Consider the following 19,157-nt stretch of genomic DNA (forward strand, 5'->3'; position numbering starts at 1 on the left):
TCCGCGGACGCACTCTGGATTGCTTCGCTTCGCTCGCAATGACGGGTGAGGCGATACCTTACCTGTTCGTGCCAAAGATCTTCCGCGCTTCGGCCGGCGATGCGATCTCGCGGCCGGCGCGCCTTGCACAGGCGGCGACCGCTTCAATGAGCTGGCCGTTCGAGGTCACCTTGGTGCCATCGGCGAGATAGAAGGTGTCCTCGAGGCCGGTGCGTAAGTGGCCGCCGAGCTCGGCGCAGCGCTGGTGCAGCGGCCAGATCTCCTCGCGGCCGATGGCGGTGACCTGCCAATGCGCCTCGGGACGTTTGAGCTTGATCAGGATCGGCAGCAATTCAGGATCGGCGGGCATTCCTGAGGCGACGCCCATGACGAAATTGTATTCGAGCGGTCCCCTGTACATGCCGACCTGGTGATACATGCCGACGCAGCGGACGATGCCGACGTCGAAGCATTCGAACTCCGGAATGGTGCCGACCGCGTTCATGACGTCGAGATAGTCCTTCACCTTCTCGACCGCGTTGTCGAACATCATCGGCGGCCAGGCCCAGGTATTGTCGGCCTTCACCTTCAGGTAATTCAGCGAGCCGGCGTTGCAGGCGGCGATCTCGGGCTTCGTCTCACGGATACAGTCGAGCGCGCCGGAGTAGTTCGGCCCCGACACACCCGAGGTGTGGTTGATGATGACGCCGGGACAGGCCTCGCGGATCGCCTGCTGGATTTCCTTGCTGACCGCGACCTCCCAGGACGGCAGGTGCCCCTTGTTCGGCGCCTGCTGGCGCAGGTGGATGTGCATGATGGACGCGCCGGCATCGAACGCAGCCCTGGCCTCGTGCGCCATCTGCTCGGGCGTCACGGGCACGTTGTGCTGCTTCGGGTCGGTAAGCACGCCGTTCAGCGCGCAGGTGATGACGGCCTTGTCGCTCATGCCAAGAATGTCTCGCACGTTGAGAACTCAACGTTTGCGATCATGTGACGCGCGACATTCGGCTTCTTGCGCGGAGAAGCTGGAAAAGGAGGTGATGTAGGGTGTGTTGGCCGAGGGCGTAACCCACCCTAACAAGCTACGAGGCCTCCGCCATCCGCACGGTCTCGGTGCTGCGGTAGATCGCAAGATCCCGCGAGCCGACGAAGATCGCGCGCGGCTTCAATCCGTAGAAGCGGCGGATCGAGTGGCTGAAATGCGTGGAATCTGGATAGCCGATGTCCTGCGCGAGATGCGCGAGGTTGAGATCCTGGTTGGCGAAGTGCAGCAGGTGCCGCGCGCGCTTCCAGGCGCGGAACGAGCGGAACGAGATGCCTGTCTCCTCCTTGAACAGATGCAGGAAGCGCGAGGTGGAGAGACCTGCCTCAGTGGCGCAGGTGTCCGCCGTGACGGGCTCGCCGGAGAAGCGCTCGATGCGGGCGACCGCGCGCATCACGCGCGGGTCGAGCACGCGGCGCGGCAGCGCTTCGCCAAAACACATCTCGTCGAATTCAGCGGTGGTGATGTCGCCGTAGCGGCGCTGGCGCAGCAGCGCGTAGGCTGCGAGGATCTTGCGCGCGTAGACGGCCCGATCGGGTCCGGTCAGCCGCTCGGCCAGGGCCTCGATCACGCCATCCGGCAGGCTCTCCGGCTCGAGCGTCACGCTGATCGCAGTGCGGTAGTCGCCGGCGATGGAATGGCGCTGGTTCGGCAGGGTGACGAACAGCTCGCCGGTGGCGAGAACGTCGTCGATCGTGAGGTGCAGATTGCCCTTCACCGCCACATAGACATGGCAGCAGCCCGGGGTCCGCTTGCGGGGGCGACCGAGCAGGCCCGCATAAAACACCCGCTCCGGCGTGATCAGCATCAGATGGTCGGATTCGCGACCGTTATCTTGCATTGGGCTCCTCCTCGCGCGGCTCTCGGGCCGCTGCGGACGGAGGTCACCTTAGCGGAAATTTGGGCGCTGTCACGACGGGATAGCGCTGTCACGGCGCGCAAAAGATTACCATTCCGGGAGGGCCGTTGGGCGAACCCGGAACTCTTCGTCACCGTCGTCCCGGCGCAGGCCGGGACGACAATCAAGCCCTCACCCGTGCCGCAACATTCTGCTCGATCCCGGCCTTTTGCTCCGCAGCAACGGCGCGCCTGAACCCGTCGCGCTGCTGCAGGCGAGCCCAATAGGCTGCGACACTTGGCCCGAAATCCTTGGCTAGACCGGTGGTTTCGGCGAGCCGGAGGGCGAAACCGATCGCAATATCGGCGGCGGTGAAGCGGCCCGCGCACAATGTATCGGCATTTGCAGTCGCTGCCTCAACCGCGCGCAGCCGCCCCAGGAACCATTTCGCATAGTCGCCCACGACCTTGTTGTTGCGCTGCTCCGGCTCGTGCTGGCTGTAGCGGAGCACCAGCGTCTGCGGGAAGGTCAACGTGGCGTCGCTGAAATACATCCAGTTCAGGAACGCGCCATAGGCGGGATCCTCGGGGCCGATCATCAACGGCGTCGGCCCATATTTGATGCCGAGGTAGTGGCAGATGCCGGAGGACTCCGTCATCCTGGTCTCGCCGTCGATCATGAAAGGAATGGTCCCGAGCGGATTGATCGCGAGATATTCCTTTGCGAAAACGCGCGGCGGGAATGGCAGCATCTTCAATTCGTACGGCAGCCCCATCTCTTCCATCATCCAGAGCGGACGGAAGGAGCGCGCAGCTTCGCAGTGATAGAGCGTAATCATCAGGCGTTTCCCTTGCTCCCCGGCAGCGTACCCATCATCTTGCACAGGACCATCAGCATGACCTCGTCGGCGCCGCCACCGATCGAGGTCAGGCGGCTGTCGCGATAGGCACGGCTGACCGGCGTCTCGTTGGTAAAGCCCATTCCGCCCCAATATTGCAAGCAGGCGTCGGTGAGCTCGCGGCCGAGCCGGCCGGCCTTGAGCTTGGCCATGGTCGCAAGCCGCGTCACGTCCTCGCCGGCGACCAGCTGCTCGCCGGCGCGATAGATCAGCGCGCGCAACAGCTCGACCTCGGTCTGCATCTCCGCGAGCTTGAAATGGACGACCTGGTTGTCGAGGATCGACTTGCCGAAAGCCTTGCGGTTGCGCGTGTACTCGATGGTCTGGTTGATGATGTATTCGTGCGCCTTCAGGCAGGCCGCCGCGCCCCAGAGCCGCTCTTCCTGGAACTGGATCATCTGGTAGGTAAAGCCCTTGCCCTCCTCGCCGATCCGGTTGCGCTTGGGCACGCGGACATTGTCGAAGAAGATCTGCGCGGTGTCCGATGAGCGCATCCCCATCTTGTCGAGCTTGCGGGCTACGGTGACGCCCTTGCTCTTCATGGGCACGCAGATCAGCGACTTGTTGCGGTGAACGGGTCCATCGCCGGTGTTGGCGAGCAGGCAGATCCAGTCGGCCTGAGTGCCGTTGGTGATCCACATCTTGCCGCCATTGATGACGTAATCGTCGCCGTCGGAGCGCGCATTGGTCTTGATCGAGGCGACATCGGAGCCGGCGCCCGGCTCGGAGACGCCGATGCAGGCAACGTAATCGCCTGATATCGAGGGGCTGAGAAACTCGCGCCGCACCTCGTCGGACCCGAACCGCGCCAGCGCCGGGGTCGCCATGTCGGTCTGCACCCCGATCGCCATCGGCACGCCGCCGCAGGTGATGGCGCCGAGCTCCTCCGCCATCATCAGCGCGTAGGAGTAGTCGAGGCCGGAGCCGCCGAACTCGACCGGCTTGTTCAGGCCGAGGAAGCCGAGACTGCCCATCTTCTTGAACAGCTCATGCGCCGGGAAAATGTCGGCCTTCTCCCATTCATCGATATGAGGATTGATCTCGTTGGCGATGAATTTCTGCAAGCTGCGGCGGATGTCGTCGTGGTCGGCGGTGAATAGCATTTTGTCCTCTCGTCACAACCCCATCTGCCGTGCCGCCAGATCCTTCATGATCTCCTCGGTGCCGCCGCCGATGGCGTTGACCTTGACCTCGCGGTACATGCGCTCGGCCTTGATGCCGCGCATGAAGCCGGCGCCGCCGAAAATCTGCACGGCTTCCGAAGCGCAGAACGCCATGGTCTGGGTCGCCTGGTTCTTCATCATGCAGATCTCGGCAACGGGGCTCTCGCCCTGCTGCAGCCGCCAGGCCAGCATCTCCAGCATCGCCTGACTTGCAGCGACCTTCTGCGCCATGTCGACGATCTTGTGCCGGATGACCTGGTGTTGGGCGAGCGGCTTGCCGAACGTCTTGCGTTCCTTGGCATAGGCGATCGCCTCGTCGAGGCAGACGCGCGCAAAGGCGGTGCAGCTCGCCGCCATGCTCATGCGCTCGCTGTTGAAATTCTGCATGATGATCTTGAAGCCCTGGCCCTCCTCGCCGATCAGGTTTTCGGCCGGCACACGGCATTCGTCGAAATGCAGCGTCGCGGTGTCGGAGGCCCACCAGCCCATTTTCTTCAGCTTTATCCTGGAGAGGCCGGGCGTATCGCCCTCGATCAGGAGCAGGCTGACCCCGCCGGCGCCCTCGCCGCCGGTGCGCACGGCAACAGTCAGGTAGTCGGCGCGCACGCCCGAGGTGATGAAGGTCTTCTCACCGCTCACGACGTAGTGATCGCCGTCGCGCCGCGCCCTGGTGCGGAGGTTTGCAACGTCCGAGCCGCCGCCCGGCTCCGTGATCGCGAGCGCGGAGATCTTCTCGCCCGCCAGCACCTGCGGCAGCACCCGTGCCTTCACCTCGGCCCGCGCCGCGCGCGCGATCGGCGGCGAGCCGATGGTGTGGCTCATCAGGCTGGCGCTGACGCCGCCGGCGCCGGCCCGCGCCAGTTCCTGGCTGGCGACGATCTTCATGAACTGGTCGGCGGCGATGCCGCCATATTCCTCGGGGAATCCAAGTCCCAGAAGGCCGATTTCGGCGGCCTTGCGATAGAGCGCCCGCGGGAATTCGCCGGCCTCGTCCCATCCATGGGCGAACGGGGCGATCTCCTTCTCGACGAAGCGGCGCATGACGTCGCGAAAGGCGTCGTGCTCGGCGGTATAGAACGGGCTCTTCATCGTGGTCTCGCCCTGTTGGCGGATTCGTCGCGTCCACCATGGCTGGAACATTTGCCGTTCACTTGCGCAGAGTGGCTGACCGGAGGAACCGCTTCACCGCGGCCTGCAACCTAGCAACTCAACGCAAGACGATTTTCGCTCCTCGCAGGCCAACTCCAAATCAAAAAAAGACGTGGTGCACAAACTCCGGCTGGCCCTCGCGGCCACGCCGGGCATGTGCCCGGCAAGAAGGCTATGGCGGCACAAGACCGCCGGGGGGAGGGATTTTTGGCCGTTCGTTACTACGACTGGATCGCCCATCATGGCCGCCGCGCGCCCGGCAAGGTCGCGCTCATCGATCTCGCGAGCGAACGCCGCTTCAGCTATTCGCAGCTCGACGCCCGGGTCTCGCGGCTCGCCTCCTTCCTGCGTCACGGGTTGAAGGTCTCGCGCGGCGACCGCGTCGCGGTCCTGGCACTGAACACGACCGATACGCTGGAGGTGCAGTTCGCCTGCGGACGGCTTGGCGCGATCTTCGTGCCGCTCAACACCCGCCTCACCGTCCCCGAGCTCCAGTTCATCACCGCCGATTGCGCGCCGAAGGTGATGATCCACGACGCTGATCTGGCCGACACGGCGCTCAGCGTCGCAAAGCTCTGCAACGTTGCCACCTGCCTGCTGCTTGGCCCGGGCGGCAGCTATGAGGCCGGCATCGCCGCCGCAAAGCCGCTCGAGGCCATCGAGGAGGTCACGCTCGATGATATCTCGACCATCATGTACACATCGGGCACGACGGGACATCCGAAGGGCGCGACCATCACCCATGGCATGACCTTCTGGAATTGCGTCAATCTCGGTGGCCCCGCCTGCATCGGGCCCTCTTCGGTGCTGCTCACCGTGCTCCCGCTGTTCCACACCGGCGGGCTCAATTGCTACACGAATCCAGTGCTGCACGCGGGCGGCACCGTGATGATCATGCGCGCCTTCGATCCCGGCACGGCGCTCGGCCTGATCAACGATCCCGCGCAGGGCATCAACGTGTTCTTCGGCGTGCCCGCGATCTACCAATTCATGGCGCAGCATCCGGCATTCGCCACGACCCACCTGAGCCGACTGATCGTTGGCGGTGTCGGCGGCGCGCCGATGCCGGTGCCACTGCTGAAGGTCTGGGAGGCGCGCGGCGTCGCGCTGCAGCAGGGCTACGGCATGACCGAGACCTCGCCCGCCGTGCTGGTGCTCGACCGCGAAGATGCCGCACGCAAAGCCGGCTCCGCCGGCAAGCCGGTGCTGCACACCGAGGTGCGGATCGTGCGGCCCGATGGCAGCGATGCCGATATCGGCGAGCTCGGTGAGCTCTGGGTGAAGGGGCCGAACATCACGCCCGGCTACTGGAACAGGCCCGAGGCAAACAAGATCTCGTTCACGGACGGCTGGCTGCATACGGGCGACGCGACGCGCGTGGACGAGGAGGGCTTCTACTACATCGTCGATCGCTGGAAGGACATGTACATCTCCGGCGGCGAAAACGTCTATCCGGCCGAGGTCGAGAACGTCCTGCACCAGCTCACCGCCATCGCGGAAGCCGCCGTGATCGGCATTCCCGATCCGCAATGGGGCGAGGTCGGCCTTGCCATCATCGCGGTCAAACCGGGCCAGCGGCTGACCGATGCGGATGTGTTCGCGCATTGCGCGGCCAATCTGGCGCGCTTCAAATGCCCGCGCCAGATCCGCTTCGTCGATGCGTTGCCGCGCAACGCCACCGGCAAGATCCACAAGCCGACCTTGCGCAAGGAATTATCCGTCGCCTCGGAGGTCGACAGGAAAGTCGCAAACGCCTGATCGAAGCGCCCTTTGCCGGCGCTTTTCTTTTTTGAAGTGCCTGCCCAGCCAACAAGGAAAACCCAAGGAATTTCCATGAAGAACAAGAAACTCTCCCTGCTCGCCGCGGCGGCGGCGGTGACATTGCTGTCGGCCCAGGCCGCCCAGGCGCAGAAGAAATACGACACCGGCGTCAGCGACACCGAGATCAAGATCGGCAATGTCGAGGCCTATTCGGGCCCTGCCTCCGCCTACGGCATCATCGGCAAGACCGAGGAAGCCTATTTCAAGATGATCAACGACCAGGGCGGTATCAACGGCCGCAAGATCAACTGGATCTCCTACGACGACGGCTATTCGCCGCCGAAGACCGTGGAGCAGGTCCGCAAGCTGATCGAGAGCGACGAGGTGTTCCTGGTGTTCAACGCGCTGGGCACGCCGACGCAGACCGCCGTGCAGAAATATCACAACACCAAGAAGGTGCCGCAGCTGTTCCTCGCCACCGGCGCCAGCAAGTGGAACGACCCGAAGAATTTTCCATGGACCATGGGCTTCCAGCCCAGCTACCGGGTCGAGGCACAGATCTTCGCAAAATACATCCTGAAGGAGAAGCCGGACGCGAAGGTCGCGATCTTCTATGCCAACGACGATTTCGGCAAGGACTACCTCGCCGGCATCAAGGATGTGTTCGGCGACAAGGCCTCGAAGCTGATCGTGGCCGAGGAGAGCTACGAGACCTCCGAGCCGTCGATCGACGCCCACATCGTCAAGCTGAAGGGCACCGGCGCCGATGTCTTCGTCAACATCGCGACGCCGAAGTTCGCGGCACAGGCGATCAAGAAGATCGCCGAACTGGAGTGGAAGCCGATGCACCTGATGACGGACGTCTCGGTCTCGATCGGCGCGGTGATGAAGCCTGCCGGCCTCGAGGCCTCCGAAGGCGTGCTGTCGGCCGGCTATCTCAAGGATGCGTCGGATCCCCAGTGGAAGGACGACGAGGGCATGAAGAAGTTCATGACCTTCATCGACAAGTACATGCCCGGCGCCAACATCTCCGACGCCAATCTGGTTTACGCCTATGCCGCGGCCCAGACCATGGTGCAGGTGCTGAAGCAGTCCGGCGACAATCTCACCCGTGAGAACGTGATGAAGCAGGCCGCCAGCCTGAAGGATTTCGTTCCGGACACGCTGATCCCGGGCATCAAGATCAACACCTCCGCCACGGACTTCGCGCCGATCGAGCAGCTCAAGATGTGGCGGTTCAAGAAGGGCCAGTGGGAGCTGTTCGGCGACATCATCAGCGCCGAGCCGAACGGTTAGCTCGGAGCGAACGGCCCGTGCACGGGAGATGGCGGCCGCGAGGCCGCGATCTCTTTATCCGCAAGTGAACCTATGCCGGCAGGAACAGCGCGAACGGCTCCTCCACCGTGCGGCGCAGGTGCTTTCGGTACAGCTCGTAGTTGGCGTCGTCCGGCGCGACCCGTCCCAGGGACGGCTTCGGAATGTTTTTGAGCGGCACATAGGCGATGGGCGCGGCGATCGGCGTCAGCTGCGAGCCGGGGCCGGCGCGGAGCGTCGAGATGATGCCGTACATCTCGCCGGCGACCGTCGGCCGCGACACCGTGATCACGCGATGCTGGCCGTGCTTGATGATGACGAGGTAGATGAAGCCGGACTGATGGGGAACGGCGACCTCGCCGGTATGTTCATAGGCGGTATCGGTCCGGTCGCCTTCGCGGAAGACCAGCGATGAGACTTTCGGCTCCCAGGCGATCTCGGTGCGGTAGGCGAAGATCGCGTCCTTGTCGCCGAATGACGGCCGCAACGTGATGTAGACGTCCTCGAGCCAGGTCACCGCGCGATGCGCATAGGAGCCGAGGCTGTCGGGAGCGACGTCGTTCGCGGCCGGTGGCGTCACCACGGCGGCGCTCTTGCGCAAGGACACGCCCAGCGCCTGCTCCAGCCGGACCGTGGTCGCCAGGGTGAACGGCCGGCGGCCGCCTAAAACCTTCTCCAGCGTCGACAGACTAAGCTTGGCCTGCTCCGCCAGCGCCTGCCGGGAGATCCGGCGTCTGGCCAGCTCCTCGCGAATGGTCTCCGCGATCTCGCGGCTCTGCTCGTCCGAAAGCTGCTTGTCGGCCTGTGTCTGCATCGTCAACCCTGCCCTGGGAGTGCCATCCTATCAGGGCGGACAAACCAGCACAAAACCGCACATGGCCGCCCCGGCGGCGGGCCCGTCCGGCCGGCGGCGGCGGAACATTGCCGATCATTCTGCTCGCGAAATCGCGCCCTCCCGGCGGATGCTGAAGGCCAGCAAACATGCTTCGGGAGCAGGCCAAATGAGTACCTACGACACAGCCGAGGGGGACGAACACCCCTTGTTGAGCCGGCTGATCAAGGTCGGATTATTCCTTCTCGCGCAGGGCATCGCCGTGATGCTGGTCGCCTTCGTGGCGCTGCTGGTGAGCTTCGGGACGGGCTGGTCGGCAACGACCGAGCCGGCCAGCCTGCTCCAGCCCGGCGAGGCCAAATCCGGCAGCCTGCTGCTGAAGGAGGACGGCGCCTACACCGAGGCCATCCGCCTCGGCACCGATGTTGACATCACCGTGTCAGGCCCGACGCTGCGCGCCCGCGTCACCCAGGTGTTCCGCAATCCGACCAGGGACTGGGTCGAGGCCACCTATGTCTATCCGCTCGCGACCGACGGCGCGGTCGATACCCTGAAGATCGTCGTCGGCGACCGCGTCATCGTCGGCGACATCAAGGAGCGGCAGCAGGCCCGCGTGATCTACGAGCAGGCCCGCAGCGCCGGCCAGAAGGCCGCGCTCACCGAGCAGGAGCGGCCCAACATCTTCACAAATTCCATCGCCAATATCGGCCCCGGTGAGACCGTGCTGGTGCAGATCGAATACCAGGAGCCGGTGCATCAGAGCGGCAACGAATATTCGCTGCGCCTGCCGCTGGTGGTCGCGCCGCGCTACAATCCGGCACCGATCGTGCAGAGCGTCGACTTCCGCGAGGACGGCTCCGGCTGGGGCGCGACCAATTCGGATCCGGTGCCGGATCGCGATCGCATCTCGCCGACCGTACTGGATCCCGCGAGGAACGCGCCGGTCAATCCGACCAGCATCACGGTGCGCCTGAAGGCCGGCTTCGCGCTCGGCGAGGTCAAGAGCCATCACCACAACGTCAAGACGGAAAGCCCCGACGATGCGACGCGCATCATCACGCTCGCCGACGGCACTGTGCCCGCGGACCGTGATTTCGAGCTGACCTGGAAACCGGCCGCCGAGAAGGCGCCGTCGGTCGGGCTGTTCCGCGAGCATGTCGGCGATGCCGATTACCTGCTCGCCTTCGTCACCCCGCCGAGTGCCGAGCAGGCGGTGCAGAAGCCGCTGCCGCGCGAGGTCGTGTTCGTGATCGACAATTCCGGTTCGATGGGCGGCACCTCCATCGTCCAGGCCAAGGCGAGCCTGCTCTATGCCCTCGGCCGCCTGCAGCCGAACGACCGATTCAACGTGATCCGTTTCGACGACACCATGGACGTGCTGTTTGCGGCCTCCGTGCCGGCGGATGCCGCCCATGTCGGCGAAGCCACTTCCTTCGTCGGCGCGTTGCAGGCGCGCGGCGGCACCGAGATGGTGCCGGCGATGCGTGCGGCGCTGACCGACAAGCTCGCCGACAGCAACATGGTCCGCCAGGTCGTGTTCCTGACCGACGGGGCGATCGGCAACGAGCAGAAATTGTTCGAGACCATCACGGCGATGCGTGGCCGCTCGCGCGTGTTCATGGTCGGCATCGGCTCTGCGCCCAACACCCATCTGATGACGCGCGCCGCCGAGCTCGGCCGCGGTGCCTTTACCCATATCGGCTCCGTCGAACAGGTCGAGGAGCGCATGCGCGGCCTGTTCGCCAAGCTCGAAAATCCCGCCATGACCAGCCTCACCGCAAAGTTCTCCGACGCCGGGGCTGACATCACCCCGGCGATCATTCCCGACGTCTATCGCGACGAGCCGCTGGTGCTGGCGGCGAGGCTCGACAAGCTCGCGGGCTCGCTCGAGATCAAGGGCCGCGTCGGCGACCGCCCGTGGTCGGTGACGCTGCCGCTGCAGAACGCGGCCGAGGGCAAGGGCCTGTCGAAACTCTGGGCGAGGCGCAAGATCGGCGATGCGGAAGTCGCGCGCACCCTGCGCGAGATGACGCCGGAAGTATCCGACAAGGCGATCCTGGCACTGGCGATTGATCATCAAATCGTCACCCGCCTCACCAGCCTCGTCGCCGTCGACAAGACGCCGAGCCGGCCCGAAGGCGAACCGCTCAAGCTGAGCGAGCTGCCGATCAATCTGCCGGCCGGCTGGGATTTCGAGAAAGTGTTCGGCGAACGGCCGCATCTGACGCCGACGCAGCTGCGCGAACGCCATGCCGATGCGCGCAGCCAGCCGGCGGCAAGGCGGCCGACACCTGCTTCGCCCGATGCGATCCGGCTGCCCAAGACGGCGACCTCGGCCGAGCTGAAGATGATCGCGGGCCTGATCCTGATCGTGCTCGCCCTGTTCCTGTTCGTGTTCAACCGGCGTCAGCCCTTGCTCACTGACGCCGCTTGAGAGAGGAGAGCCCCCCGAACTCCTCTGTTAGCGCACGCGGCTGCCCGTCCCGACAAACGGCCGCGCGCGCCTTTTTTGATCGTCATTGCGAGGAGCGAAGCGACGAATCAATCCAGACTGCCGCCGCGGAGACAGTCTGGATTGCATCGCGTCGCTCGCAATGACGGGGGACGAAACACAATGCCCCGCCTCATCTCTCTGCTGATACCGGCACTGATCGGCCTGCTCCTGTTCGGCGAAGGCGCATACATCCACGCCAAGGCATGGCTGGCGCAGGTGCTGCTGGAGCGGGCGTTCGACCAAGGCGTTGCGACGGGACAGGCGGTCAAGCCGTGGTCGTGGGCCGACACCTGGCCGGTCGCTCGGATCGAGGTCAAGCGGATCGGCGCCAGCGCCATCGTGCTGGAAGGCACGAGCGGACAGGCGCTTGCTTTCGGACCCGGCCATATCGACCACACGGCCAATGCAGGCGAACGCGGGATTGCGGTGTATGCCGCGCATCGCGACACGCATTTCCGCTTCCTGCGGAACGTTGCCATGGGTGACATCATCGATGTCACCCGCGGCGACGGCCATCATTTTCGCTATCGCGCGGATTCCTCGAGCGTGGTCCGTTTCGATGAATCGGGCATCGACGCCACGGCACAGGGTTTCGAGCTTGTTCTCGCGACCTGCTGGCCATTCGACGCCGTCACCTCGGGCCCCGAGCGCTATATCCTGCATGCAACATTGATTGCTGACAGATAGATCGCCATTGGGGGATGCGCACTTCATTCCACCGCACGGCATACCAGCCACACAGTTGCCACTCCGAAGGACTCGCCATAGAACAGAGTGACGCGCCACCAAATAAGAACAACAGGTGAGGTCACGCCATGGAAGCCCATGTGTCTGCAGCGTCCGCGTCCCGTCCATGGTCTCCGCCGCCCGACGCCAGCGACATCGTCAAGGGCATCCACGCCATGCTGCACCCGCACAACATCGTCCTGGTGGGCGCGACCGACAAGCCCGGCAATTATGCCGAGCGCATCTGGAACAATCTGGTCAAATACGGTTTCGAGGGCGGGCTTTATCCGGTCAACGCCAAGCGCCAGAGCATCTGGGGCGTCACCTGCTACAAGGATTTCGCCAGCCTGCCGGAAAAGCCCGATCATGTGCTGGTGCTGGTGCCGGCACGGTTCGCCGTGCAGGTGATCCGTGATGCGGCTGCGGCCGGCGCGCGTTCGGCGACCATCGTCACCTCCGGCTTCAGCGAGCTGCAAGATGAGGAGAGTCAAAAGCTCGCGACGGAATTGCAAGCCGCGATCCGCGAGACGGGCCTCGCCGTCACCGGGCCGAACTGTCTCGGCAATTTGAGTGCCGGCGAAAAACTCTTCACCAATATCGACGACCGCATAGTCACCATGGAACAGGGCGCGGTGGCGATCGCCGGGCAATCCGGCGCCATCGTCATGGCGATCCGCCAGGCGCTGGAGGATCGCGGCGTCGGCGTCGGCTACATGGTGACGACAGGCAATGAAGCCGGGCTCGAGACGCCGGATCTGATGCGCTATTTCGCCGAGGATCCCAGCATCAGGGCGATCGTCGTCTACCTCGAAGGCGTCCGCAACACCAAGGCATTCCGCGATGCCTGCAAGGCGGCGCGCGCCGCCAGCAAACCCGTGATCGCGCTCAAGCTCGGCGCATCCGAGGGCGGCCGCGCCGCGGCGATGGCGCACACCGGCGCGCTGGCGGGATCGATCGAAACCTTTGACGCCATCGCCACGCGCGAAGGCGTGATCCGGGTCGGCGGGCTCGATGAGTTGATCGAGACCACCGAATGCTTCGTTCACGCAGCGGTGCCGAAGGGCGACCGGCTCGCTGCCGTCACGTTGTCCGGCGGCAAGCGCGGCATGCTGATCGACGCGTTCTACAAGGAGGGCCTGAACTTCGCGCCGCTGAGCCCGCATGTCAGTGCGGAGCTGGCAAAGATGCTCGGACCGGGATCGATCGTCGGCAACCCGCTCGACGCCGGCTTTGCCGCGGTAGTCGATCCCTCCGTCTACATGAAGTCGATCAAGCTGATGATCGACGACCCCGACATCGACATCGTCATCGTCGATGCCGAGCTGCCGAAGGCTCCGCACGAGGTGCGCGAGCGGAACTTGCGCATCGTCAACGACATGGCGAGCCGGGCCGCCAAGCCCGTGATCTATATCAGCGCGATGTCGATCGGCTTCACCGAATTCACCAAGACCCTGCGCAAATCGCTGCCCCATCTCACGGTGATGCAGGGAATGGACCGTGCGGTGACCGCGATCAAGTCGCTGCTCGCCTATGCGAAGCTGCGCAAGGTGGTGCCCGAGATCGTCTCGGGCTCGAAGCCCGCCGCACGCGCGGTGCTGGAAAAGGTGCTGAACTCGGCGAACGGCGCCGCGCTGGACGAAGTCGCCTCGAAGAAGCTGCTGAAGGCCTATGGCATCCCGATTTCCAAGGAGGCGATCGCGCAGACGGCGGCGGAGGCGGTGAAGATCGCCAGGCAGATCGGCTTCCCGGTTGTCGCAAAAGTCGTCAGCGCCGAGATCCTGCACAAGTCCGATGTCGGCGGCGTGGTCCTGAACCTCACCAGCGCGGCCGAGGTGAAGAAGGCGTTCGCCGACATCACCGCGCGGATGTCTAAGCTGAAGGGCAAGCCGAAGCTCGACGGCATTTTGATCGCGCAGCAGGTGAAGGCCGATCTCGAGCTCGTGGTCGGCGCCTCGCTCGACGCCGAGATGGGTCCGGTCGTGCTGTTCGGCACCGGCGGCATCGACATCGAGCTGATGAAGGACGTCGCGCTCGCCGGCGCGCCGCTGGACGAGACCGAGGCGCGGCTCCTGATCGGCCGCACCAAGGCCGGCATCAAGTTGCGGGGTTATCGCGGCAAGCCGGCCCTGCACGAGGCCTCCGCGGTGAAGGCGCTGGTCGGCCTGTCCAATCTGATTGCGGATGCCGGCGACCGGATCGCCTCGATCGACATCAACCCGTTCCTGATCAATGCCAGGACGGGCGTCGCGGTCGATGCCCTGATCGTTCTCAACAATGCTGCGGCAAAACGTGCCGCCAAGCATTGAGGTGCGTGCGGCGCCTCTAGGCGCTTCGGCGGGACGAGTCGTTAACCCGCCCGATGTACCATCGCGGCCTTCTTCCAACCATCTCGCTTTGGCCCTAAACTCTGCCTCATGGCACGCGCGAGCAATCTTGTGATCGGAACGGCGACGCTGGCGGTGATCGCCGTGGTGTTTGGCGGCCTGCTCGGCGTGCAGAAATGGCGCACCATCCAGAGCCGCAGCCAGCTGCGCGTGGTGTTCGAGGGCGGCTCCGCCAGCGGCTTGCGCCGCGGCGGCCCGGTGAATTTCGACGGCGTGCCCGCCGGCCAGATCCTGTCGATCAAGCTGGACAATCCACGCCGGATCGTGGCGCTGGTGATGCTCGACAACACCGCACCAATCCGCAAGGACACCGTCGCGGGCATCGAGTTCCAGGGGCTCACCGGCGTTGCCGCGATCTCGCTGATCGGAGGCGCGCCCTCTGCGCCACCGGTGCCGCTGGACGCGGACGGCATCCCCGTGCTGACCGCCGACCTTAGCGATGCCGAATCGATCGTCGACACCCTGCACAGCGTCGACCGCTCCATCGTGAGCAACGCCCCCGCGATCAAGGAGGGCCTGCGCACATTCGAAGCCACCACCGCCGATCTCAGGAGCAAGGGCGGCGAGATCGACGCCGTGATGGCCAAGGTCGACAGCGCCTTCGCGGGCTTCGACAAGGCCGTCACGAAGATCGAGAGCGTGGTGCCCGGCTTCGTCGACGGCAAGGCCGACGAGCTGTTCGAGAAGGTGCAGGGGCTGCGCGAGCTGGCAGGCATGATGAAGAAAAAGTCGGCGAACTATATCGAGGACATTCGCCGCTCGCTGCTCGACGTCAGCGAGACCGCCAACAAGATGGCCGGCACGCCCCTGCCGCCACGACCACCGCGCCATCCCGAGCAGCAGAAGCGGTAGCCTTTTTCTGACCCTCCCTGCAGGGGCCTGGAGGGGGAGGGGTCGATCGCGCGCGGCGCGAGCGGGGACGCGCGCAATTGATCGGTGGCTGCAGTGGTCGCGCCGCTACATCCAAGACGGCCTTAGTAATTGCTGGCCGCCGCCTCGTTCGGGATGCCCTCGATCGGACACTCGTCGGTCCCCGGCGTCGAGCGGGTCATCGCCTCGACCATGTCGCGCGTGCCTTCGGGATCCTTGATCCAGTTCTTGTAGAAATCATACGGGCAGGCCGCGACGCCGCGCGGGCCGTCGCCGGAATTGATCATCCCGGTGTAGCCGCGGTGAACCAGCTTGTAGAGATGGTTCTGCGACTGGCCGTTGCGGCGCGCATCGCGGATCAGATGCTTCGAGAGCTGCGCGTACTGGATGCCGTAATCCTCCTCGCCGCACTCGCCGAGGGTGCGGCCGTCGAAGCCGATGATCGCGGAGTGGCCGAAATAGGAATAGACGCCATCGAAGCCGGCGGCGTTCGCGACGGCGACATAGACGTTGTTGGCCCAGGCCATGGCCTTGGAAATCATGACCTGCTGCTCCTTGGCCGGATACATGTAGCCTTGGCAACGCACGATCAGCTCCGCGCCCTTCATGGCGCAGTCACGCCAGATCTCCGGATAATTGCCGTCGTCGCAAATGATCAGGCTGACCTTGAGGCCCTTCGGGCCCTCGGAGACATAGGTGCAATTGCCGGGATACCAGCCTTCGATCGGTACCCATGGCATGATCTTGCGATATTTCTGCACGATCTCGCCCTTGTCGTTCATCAGGATCAGGGTGTTGTAGGGCGCCTTGTGCGGATGCTCCTCGTGGCGCTCGCCGGTCAGCGAGAACACGCCCCACACCTTGGCCTTGCGGCAGGCCTCGGCGAATATCGCGGTCTCCTCGCCCGGCACCACCGACGCCGTCTCGTACATCTCCTTGGAGTCGTACATGATCCCTTGCGTGGAATATTCCGGGAAGATCACGAGATCCATGCCGGGCAGGCCGACCTTCATGCCCACGATCATGTCGGCGATCTTGCGGGCATTGTCGAGCACCTCGGCCTTGGTGTGCAGGCGGGGCATCTTGTAGTTCACCACTGCGACGCCGACCGTGTCGTTGCTGCTGGAAATGTCACCGTGAAGCATGTTGAGCGCTCCTGTCTTTATTCGTGTGAAGTCATCGCGTGGATTAGTGGCTGATCATCCAGGGGCGCGCTGTCGGAAAACCCTTGGCGCCGCTCCTGGTCTTGGTCATCAGCCGCGCCGGCTTTTTTCTGTCCGGCGAGCTCTTGTCCTTGATCGTCTTGCCCGATGAGCAGCAGCCACAGCCGGGGCCATGCGAAGCCTTGTATTGCGCCAGCGTTTGCGGCGCGTGCGCGCTGCGTTCGTTGACGGCGTGCGCCTTGCGCTTATCCGCCGGCATGCAGAAGAAGTTCGGCGCGGTCAGCATCACCCGCGGCGCCATGGTCTCGCAGTGCGGGCAACTCTGCGGATCGTCGCATTCCGCCATCGGGCGGAGGTCCTTGAAGGGACCGCAATCCTCGCAGAGATATTCATAGACCGGCATCGCATCATCCTTTTAGTGTTGCTCAATACAACTCACGGCGACCGCTCGTGCGGAGACAGCCACTCACCCCGACCCTCTCCCCGTGAGAACGGGGAGAGGGAGCGCGGCGTCATTTGTCCGGCGAGATCGGCATCTGGATGTCGCCGGTGATGTGCTTGATCGGTCCGGCCGCCGACGGCATCACGTCGAAGTCGAAGATTTCGGTCGGCAGCCACAGCGTGGCGCAGGCGTTGGGTACGTCGACCACGCCGGAGATGTGGCCCTGGCACGGCGCGGTGCCGAGAATCGAATAGGCCTGGGCGCCGGAGTAGCCGAACTTCTTCAGATACTCGATGGCGTTCAGGCAGGCCTGGCGATAGGCGATGTGGACGTCGAGATAATGCTGCTTGCCGGCTTCATCGACCGAGATGCCTTCGAAGATGAGGTAGTCCTTGTAGTTCGGCGTGATCGGCGAAGGCTTGAAGATCGGGTTCTTGATGCCGTATTTGGCGACGCCGTCCTTGATGACACCGACCTTCAGATGGAGCCAGCCGGCCATCTCGATCGCGCCGCAGAAGGTGATCTCGCCGTCGCCCTGGCTGAAGTGGAGGTCGCCCATCGAGAGACCGCCGCCGGGGACATAGACCGGGAAGTAGATCTTCGAGCCGCGCGAGAGGTCCTTGATGTCGCAATTGCCGCCGTGCTCACGCGGCGGCACCGTGCGCGCGCCCTCCGCACCAATCTTCACCTTGGCATCGCCCTTGGCGCGGCCGCCATGAGCGGTCGGCGCGAATGGCGGATTGGCAAGGCCGGGCACGCGGGTCGGGTTGGTCGAGATCAGCTCGGCCTCGCGCTTGTTCCACGTCTCCAGCATCTTCGGATCGGGCAGACAGCCGATCAGGCCGGGATGGATCAGGCCGGCAAAGTTGACGCCGGGCACGTGGCGCGACGAGGTGTAGAGACCCTTGATGTCCCAGATCGACTTCTGCGCCAGCGGGAAATGATCGGTGAGGAAGCCGCCGCCATTCTGCTTGGAGAAGAAGCCGTTGAAACCCCACAGGCTCTCCTTGAGCGGCCCGACGTCGAGCAGGTCGACCACGAGGAGGTCGCCGGGCTCGGCACCCTTGACGCCGATCGGACCGGACAGGAAGTGCACGATCGATAGGTCGATGTCGCGCACGTCGTCGGCGGAATCGTTGTTCTTGATGAAGCCGCCGGTCCAGTCATAGGTCTCGATGATGAAATCGTCGCCCGGATTGACCCAGGCCACGATCGGGATGTCCGGGTGCCAGCGGTTGTGCACCATGTCATTTTCGTAAGCCGACTTGGTGAGATCGACCTTGATCAGTGTCTCTGGCATCGAGATGCTCCCCTTTACTACGGTTGGTTAGACGGACAAATATTTCGAGACCTGCGCGGCATCGACGGCGTCGCGCGGATCGTCGCGTACGATCTCGCCGTTCTCGATGACCAGAACGCGGTCGGCGATGTCTAGCGCGAAGCTCAGGACCTGCTCGGAGACGACGATCGAGAGCCCCTTGTCGGCGCGGATGCGCTTCAACGTGCGCGCCATCTCCTTGATGATCGAGGGCTGGATGCCTTCGGTCGGCTCGTCCAGCAGCAGCACCTTCGGCCTGGTCGCGAGCGCACGCGCAATCGCGAGCTGCTGCTGCTGGCCGCCTGAGAGATTCCCACCGCGGCGGCCTTTCATCTCCAGCAGCACCGGAAACAGCTCGTAGATATCCGCCGGCACCTCCGACCCGCCGGAGACGACGAGACCGGTCTCGATGTTCTCCTTCACCGACATGGTGGAGAAGATCATGCGGCCCTGCGGCACATAGGCGAGCCCCTTGGCGACGCGCTCGTAGCTCGGCAGGCTACCCAGCTCGGCGCCGTCCATGGTCACCGAGCCGCTTTTGGTCGGCAGGATGCCCATCAGCGATTTCATCAGCGTGGTCTTGCCCATGCCGTTACGGCCCATGATCGCGACGATCTCGTTCGGCGCGACCTTGACGTTGAGCCCGTGCAGCACCTCGCTCTGGCCGTAGGCGACGTGAAGATCGGAAATTGCCAGCATGATGCGCTCCTAGGCTCGGTGCTTCTTCACCTCTCCCCACCGGGGAGAGGTCGCGCCGAAGGCGCGCAGGTCTCTCGAGGGAGTG

The 19,157-nt window shown here is 64.4% G+C and carries 16 protein-coding genes; 6 read left to right on the forward strand and 10 right to left on the reverse strand.

The genetic code is table 11. From position 1 onward, the window contains the following. Window positions 1–58: 58 nt before the first annotated feature. The 5 genes from ACRQ5Q_RS40100 to ACRQ5Q_RS40120 all read right to left on the reverse strand — a co-directional run bounded on the left by ACRQ5Q_RS40100 (window position 59) and on the right by ACRQ5Q_RS40120 (window position 5,009). On the reverse strand, window positions 59–925 hold the full coding sequence (locus tag ACRQ5Q_RS40100) for a 3-keto-5-aminohexanoate cleavage protein (RefSeq protein ID WP_439371877.1): 867 nt from the start codon (window positions 923–925) through the stop codon (window positions 59–61). A 136-nt stretch (window positions 926–1,061) separates the two neighbouring features. After that, window positions 1,062–1,862: a helix-turn-helix domain-containing protein gene (locus ACRQ5Q_RS40105; protein ID WP_439395297.1), complete on the reverse strand. Its 801-nt coding sequence runs from the start codon at window positions 1,860–1,862 to the stop codon at window positions 1,062–1,064. Between the two features lie 181 nt (window positions 1,863–2,043). Beyond that, the gene (locus ACRQ5Q_RS40110; RefSeq protein ID WP_439395299.1) at window positions 2,044–2,697 is read right to left on the reverse strand and encodes a glutathione S-transferase family protein; all 654 of its coding nucleotides are present in this window, start codon (window positions 2,695–2,697) and stop codon (window positions 2,044–2,046) included. After that, window positions 2,697–3,860: an acyl-CoA dehydrogenase family protein gene (locus ACRQ5Q_RS40115; RefSeq protein WP_439371882.1), complete on the reverse strand. Its 1,164-nt coding sequence runs from the start codon at window positions 3,858–3,860 to the stop codon at window positions 2,697–2,699. The genes ACRQ5Q_RS40110 and ACRQ5Q_RS40115 overlap by 1 nt, the downstream gene beginning before the upstream one ends. Before the next feature lie 12 nt (window positions 3,861–3,872). Next, window positions 3,873–5,009 (reverse strand): acyl-CoA dehydrogenase family protein, encoded by a 1,137-nt coding sequence (locus ACRQ5Q_RS40120; protein ID WP_439395301.1) that lies wholly within the window; start codon window positions 5,007–5,009, stop codon window positions 3,873–3,875. A 267-nt stretch (window positions 5,010–5,276) separates the two neighbouring features. Between ACRQ5Q_RS40120 and ACRQ5Q_RS40125 the strand changes: the two genes are divergently transcribed. Together ACRQ5Q_RS40125 and ACRQ5Q_RS40130 are read left to right on the forward strand one after the other, a co-directional pair. Further along, complete coding sequence (locus tag ACRQ5Q_RS40125) at window positions 5,277–6,827, forward strand: acyl-CoA synthetase (protein WP_439395302.1); 1,551 nt, start codon at window positions 5,277–5,279, stop codon at window positions 6,825–6,827. Window positions 6,828–6,902: 75 nt separating this feature from the next. Further along, the gene (locus ACRQ5Q_RS40130) at window positions 6,903–8,126 is read left to right on the forward strand and encodes an ABC transporter substrate-binding protein (RefSeq protein ID WP_439371888.1); all 1,224 of its coding nucleotides are present in this window, start codon (window positions 6,903–6,905) and stop codon (window positions 8,124–8,126) included. Between the two features lie 70 nt (window positions 8,127–8,196). Here ACRQ5Q_RS40130 and ACRQ5Q_RS40135 read toward each other — a convergent pair whose 3' ends face one another. Further along, window positions 8,197–8,958: a helix-turn-helix transcriptional regulator gene (locus tag ACRQ5Q_RS40135; protein WP_439371889.1), complete on the reverse strand. Its 762-nt coding sequence runs from the start codon at window positions 8,956–8,958 to the stop codon at window positions 8,197–8,199. A 187-nt stretch (window positions 8,959–9,145) separates the two neighbouring features. Here ACRQ5Q_RS40135 and ACRQ5Q_RS40140 point away from each other — a divergent pair, with 187 nt between their 5' ends. The 4 genes from ACRQ5Q_RS40140 (at window position 9,146) to ACRQ5Q_RS40155 (ending at window position 15,432) form a co-directional block, all read left to right on the forward strand. Next, the gene (locus ACRQ5Q_RS40140; RefSeq protein WP_439395304.1) at window positions 9,146–11,410 is read left to right on the forward strand and encodes a marine proteobacterial sortase target protein; all 2,265 of its coding nucleotides are present in this window, start codon (window positions 9,146–9,148) and stop codon (window positions 11,408–11,410) included. 180 nt (window positions 11,411–11,590) lie between these two features. Further along, the gene (locus ACRQ5Q_RS40145) at window positions 11,591–12,157 is read left to right on the forward strand and encodes a class GN sortase (RefSeq protein WP_439395306.1); all 567 of its coding nucleotides are present in this window, start codon (window positions 11,591–11,593) and stop codon (window positions 12,155–12,157) included. Between the two features lie 128 nt (window positions 12,158–12,285). Beyond that, entirely contained in the window at window positions 12,286–14,502 is a 2,217-nt protein-coding gene (locus tag ACRQ5Q_RS40150; RefSeq protein WP_439395308.1) for an acetate--CoA ligase family protein, read from the forward strand. A 108-nt stretch (window positions 14,503–14,610) separates the two neighbouring features. Next, window positions 14,611–15,432 carry an MlaD family protein gene (locus ACRQ5Q_RS40155; protein WP_439395310.1) on the forward strand — a complete coding sequence of 274 codons (822 nt, stop codon included), beginning with the start codon at window positions 14,611–14,613 and terminating at the stop codon, window positions 15,430–15,432. Between the two features lie 122 nt (window positions 15,433–15,554). Here the strand turns inward: ACRQ5Q_RS40155 and ACRQ5Q_RS40160 are convergent, their stop codons facing one another. From ACRQ5Q_RS40160 to urtE, 4 genes are all read right to left on the reverse strand, one after another. Further along, the gene (locus tag ACRQ5Q_RS40160; RefSeq protein ID WP_439395312.1) at window positions 15,555–16,595 is read right to left on the reverse strand and encodes an aliphatic amidase; all 1,041 of its coding nucleotides are present in this window, start codon (window positions 16,593–16,595) and stop codon (window positions 15,555–15,557) included. Between the two features lie 43 nt (window positions 16,596–16,638). After that, window positions 16,639–17,016 carry an FmdB family zinc ribbon protein gene (locus ACRQ5Q_RS40165; protein WP_439371896.1) on the reverse strand — a complete coding sequence of 126 codons (378 nt, stop codon included), beginning with the start codon at window positions 17,014–17,016 and terminating at the stop codon, window positions 16,639–16,641. Between the two features lie 109 nt (window positions 17,017–17,125). Beyond that, the gene (gene fmdA / locus ACRQ5Q_RS40170) at window positions 17,126–18,355 is read right to left on the reverse strand and encodes a formamidase (protein ID WP_439371897.1); all 1,230 of its coding nucleotides are present in this window, start codon (window positions 18,353–18,355) and stop codon (window positions 17,126–17,128) included. A 27-nt stretch (window positions 18,356–18,382) separates the two neighbouring features. Next, on the reverse strand, window positions 18,383–19,072 hold the full coding sequence (urtE, locus tag ACRQ5Q_RS40175) for an urea ABC transporter ATP-binding subunit UrtE (RefSeq protein ID WP_439395313.1): 690 nt from the start codon (window positions 19,070–19,072) through the stop codon (window positions 18,383–18,385). Window positions 19,073–19,157: the final 85 nt, after the last annotated feature.

The sequence above is a fragment of the Bradyrhizobium sp. PMVTL-01 genome (genome assembly GCF_051861855.1).
Classification (GTDB): Bacteria; Pseudomonadota; Alphaproteobacteria; order Rhizobiales; family Xanthobacteraceae; genus Bradyrhizobium.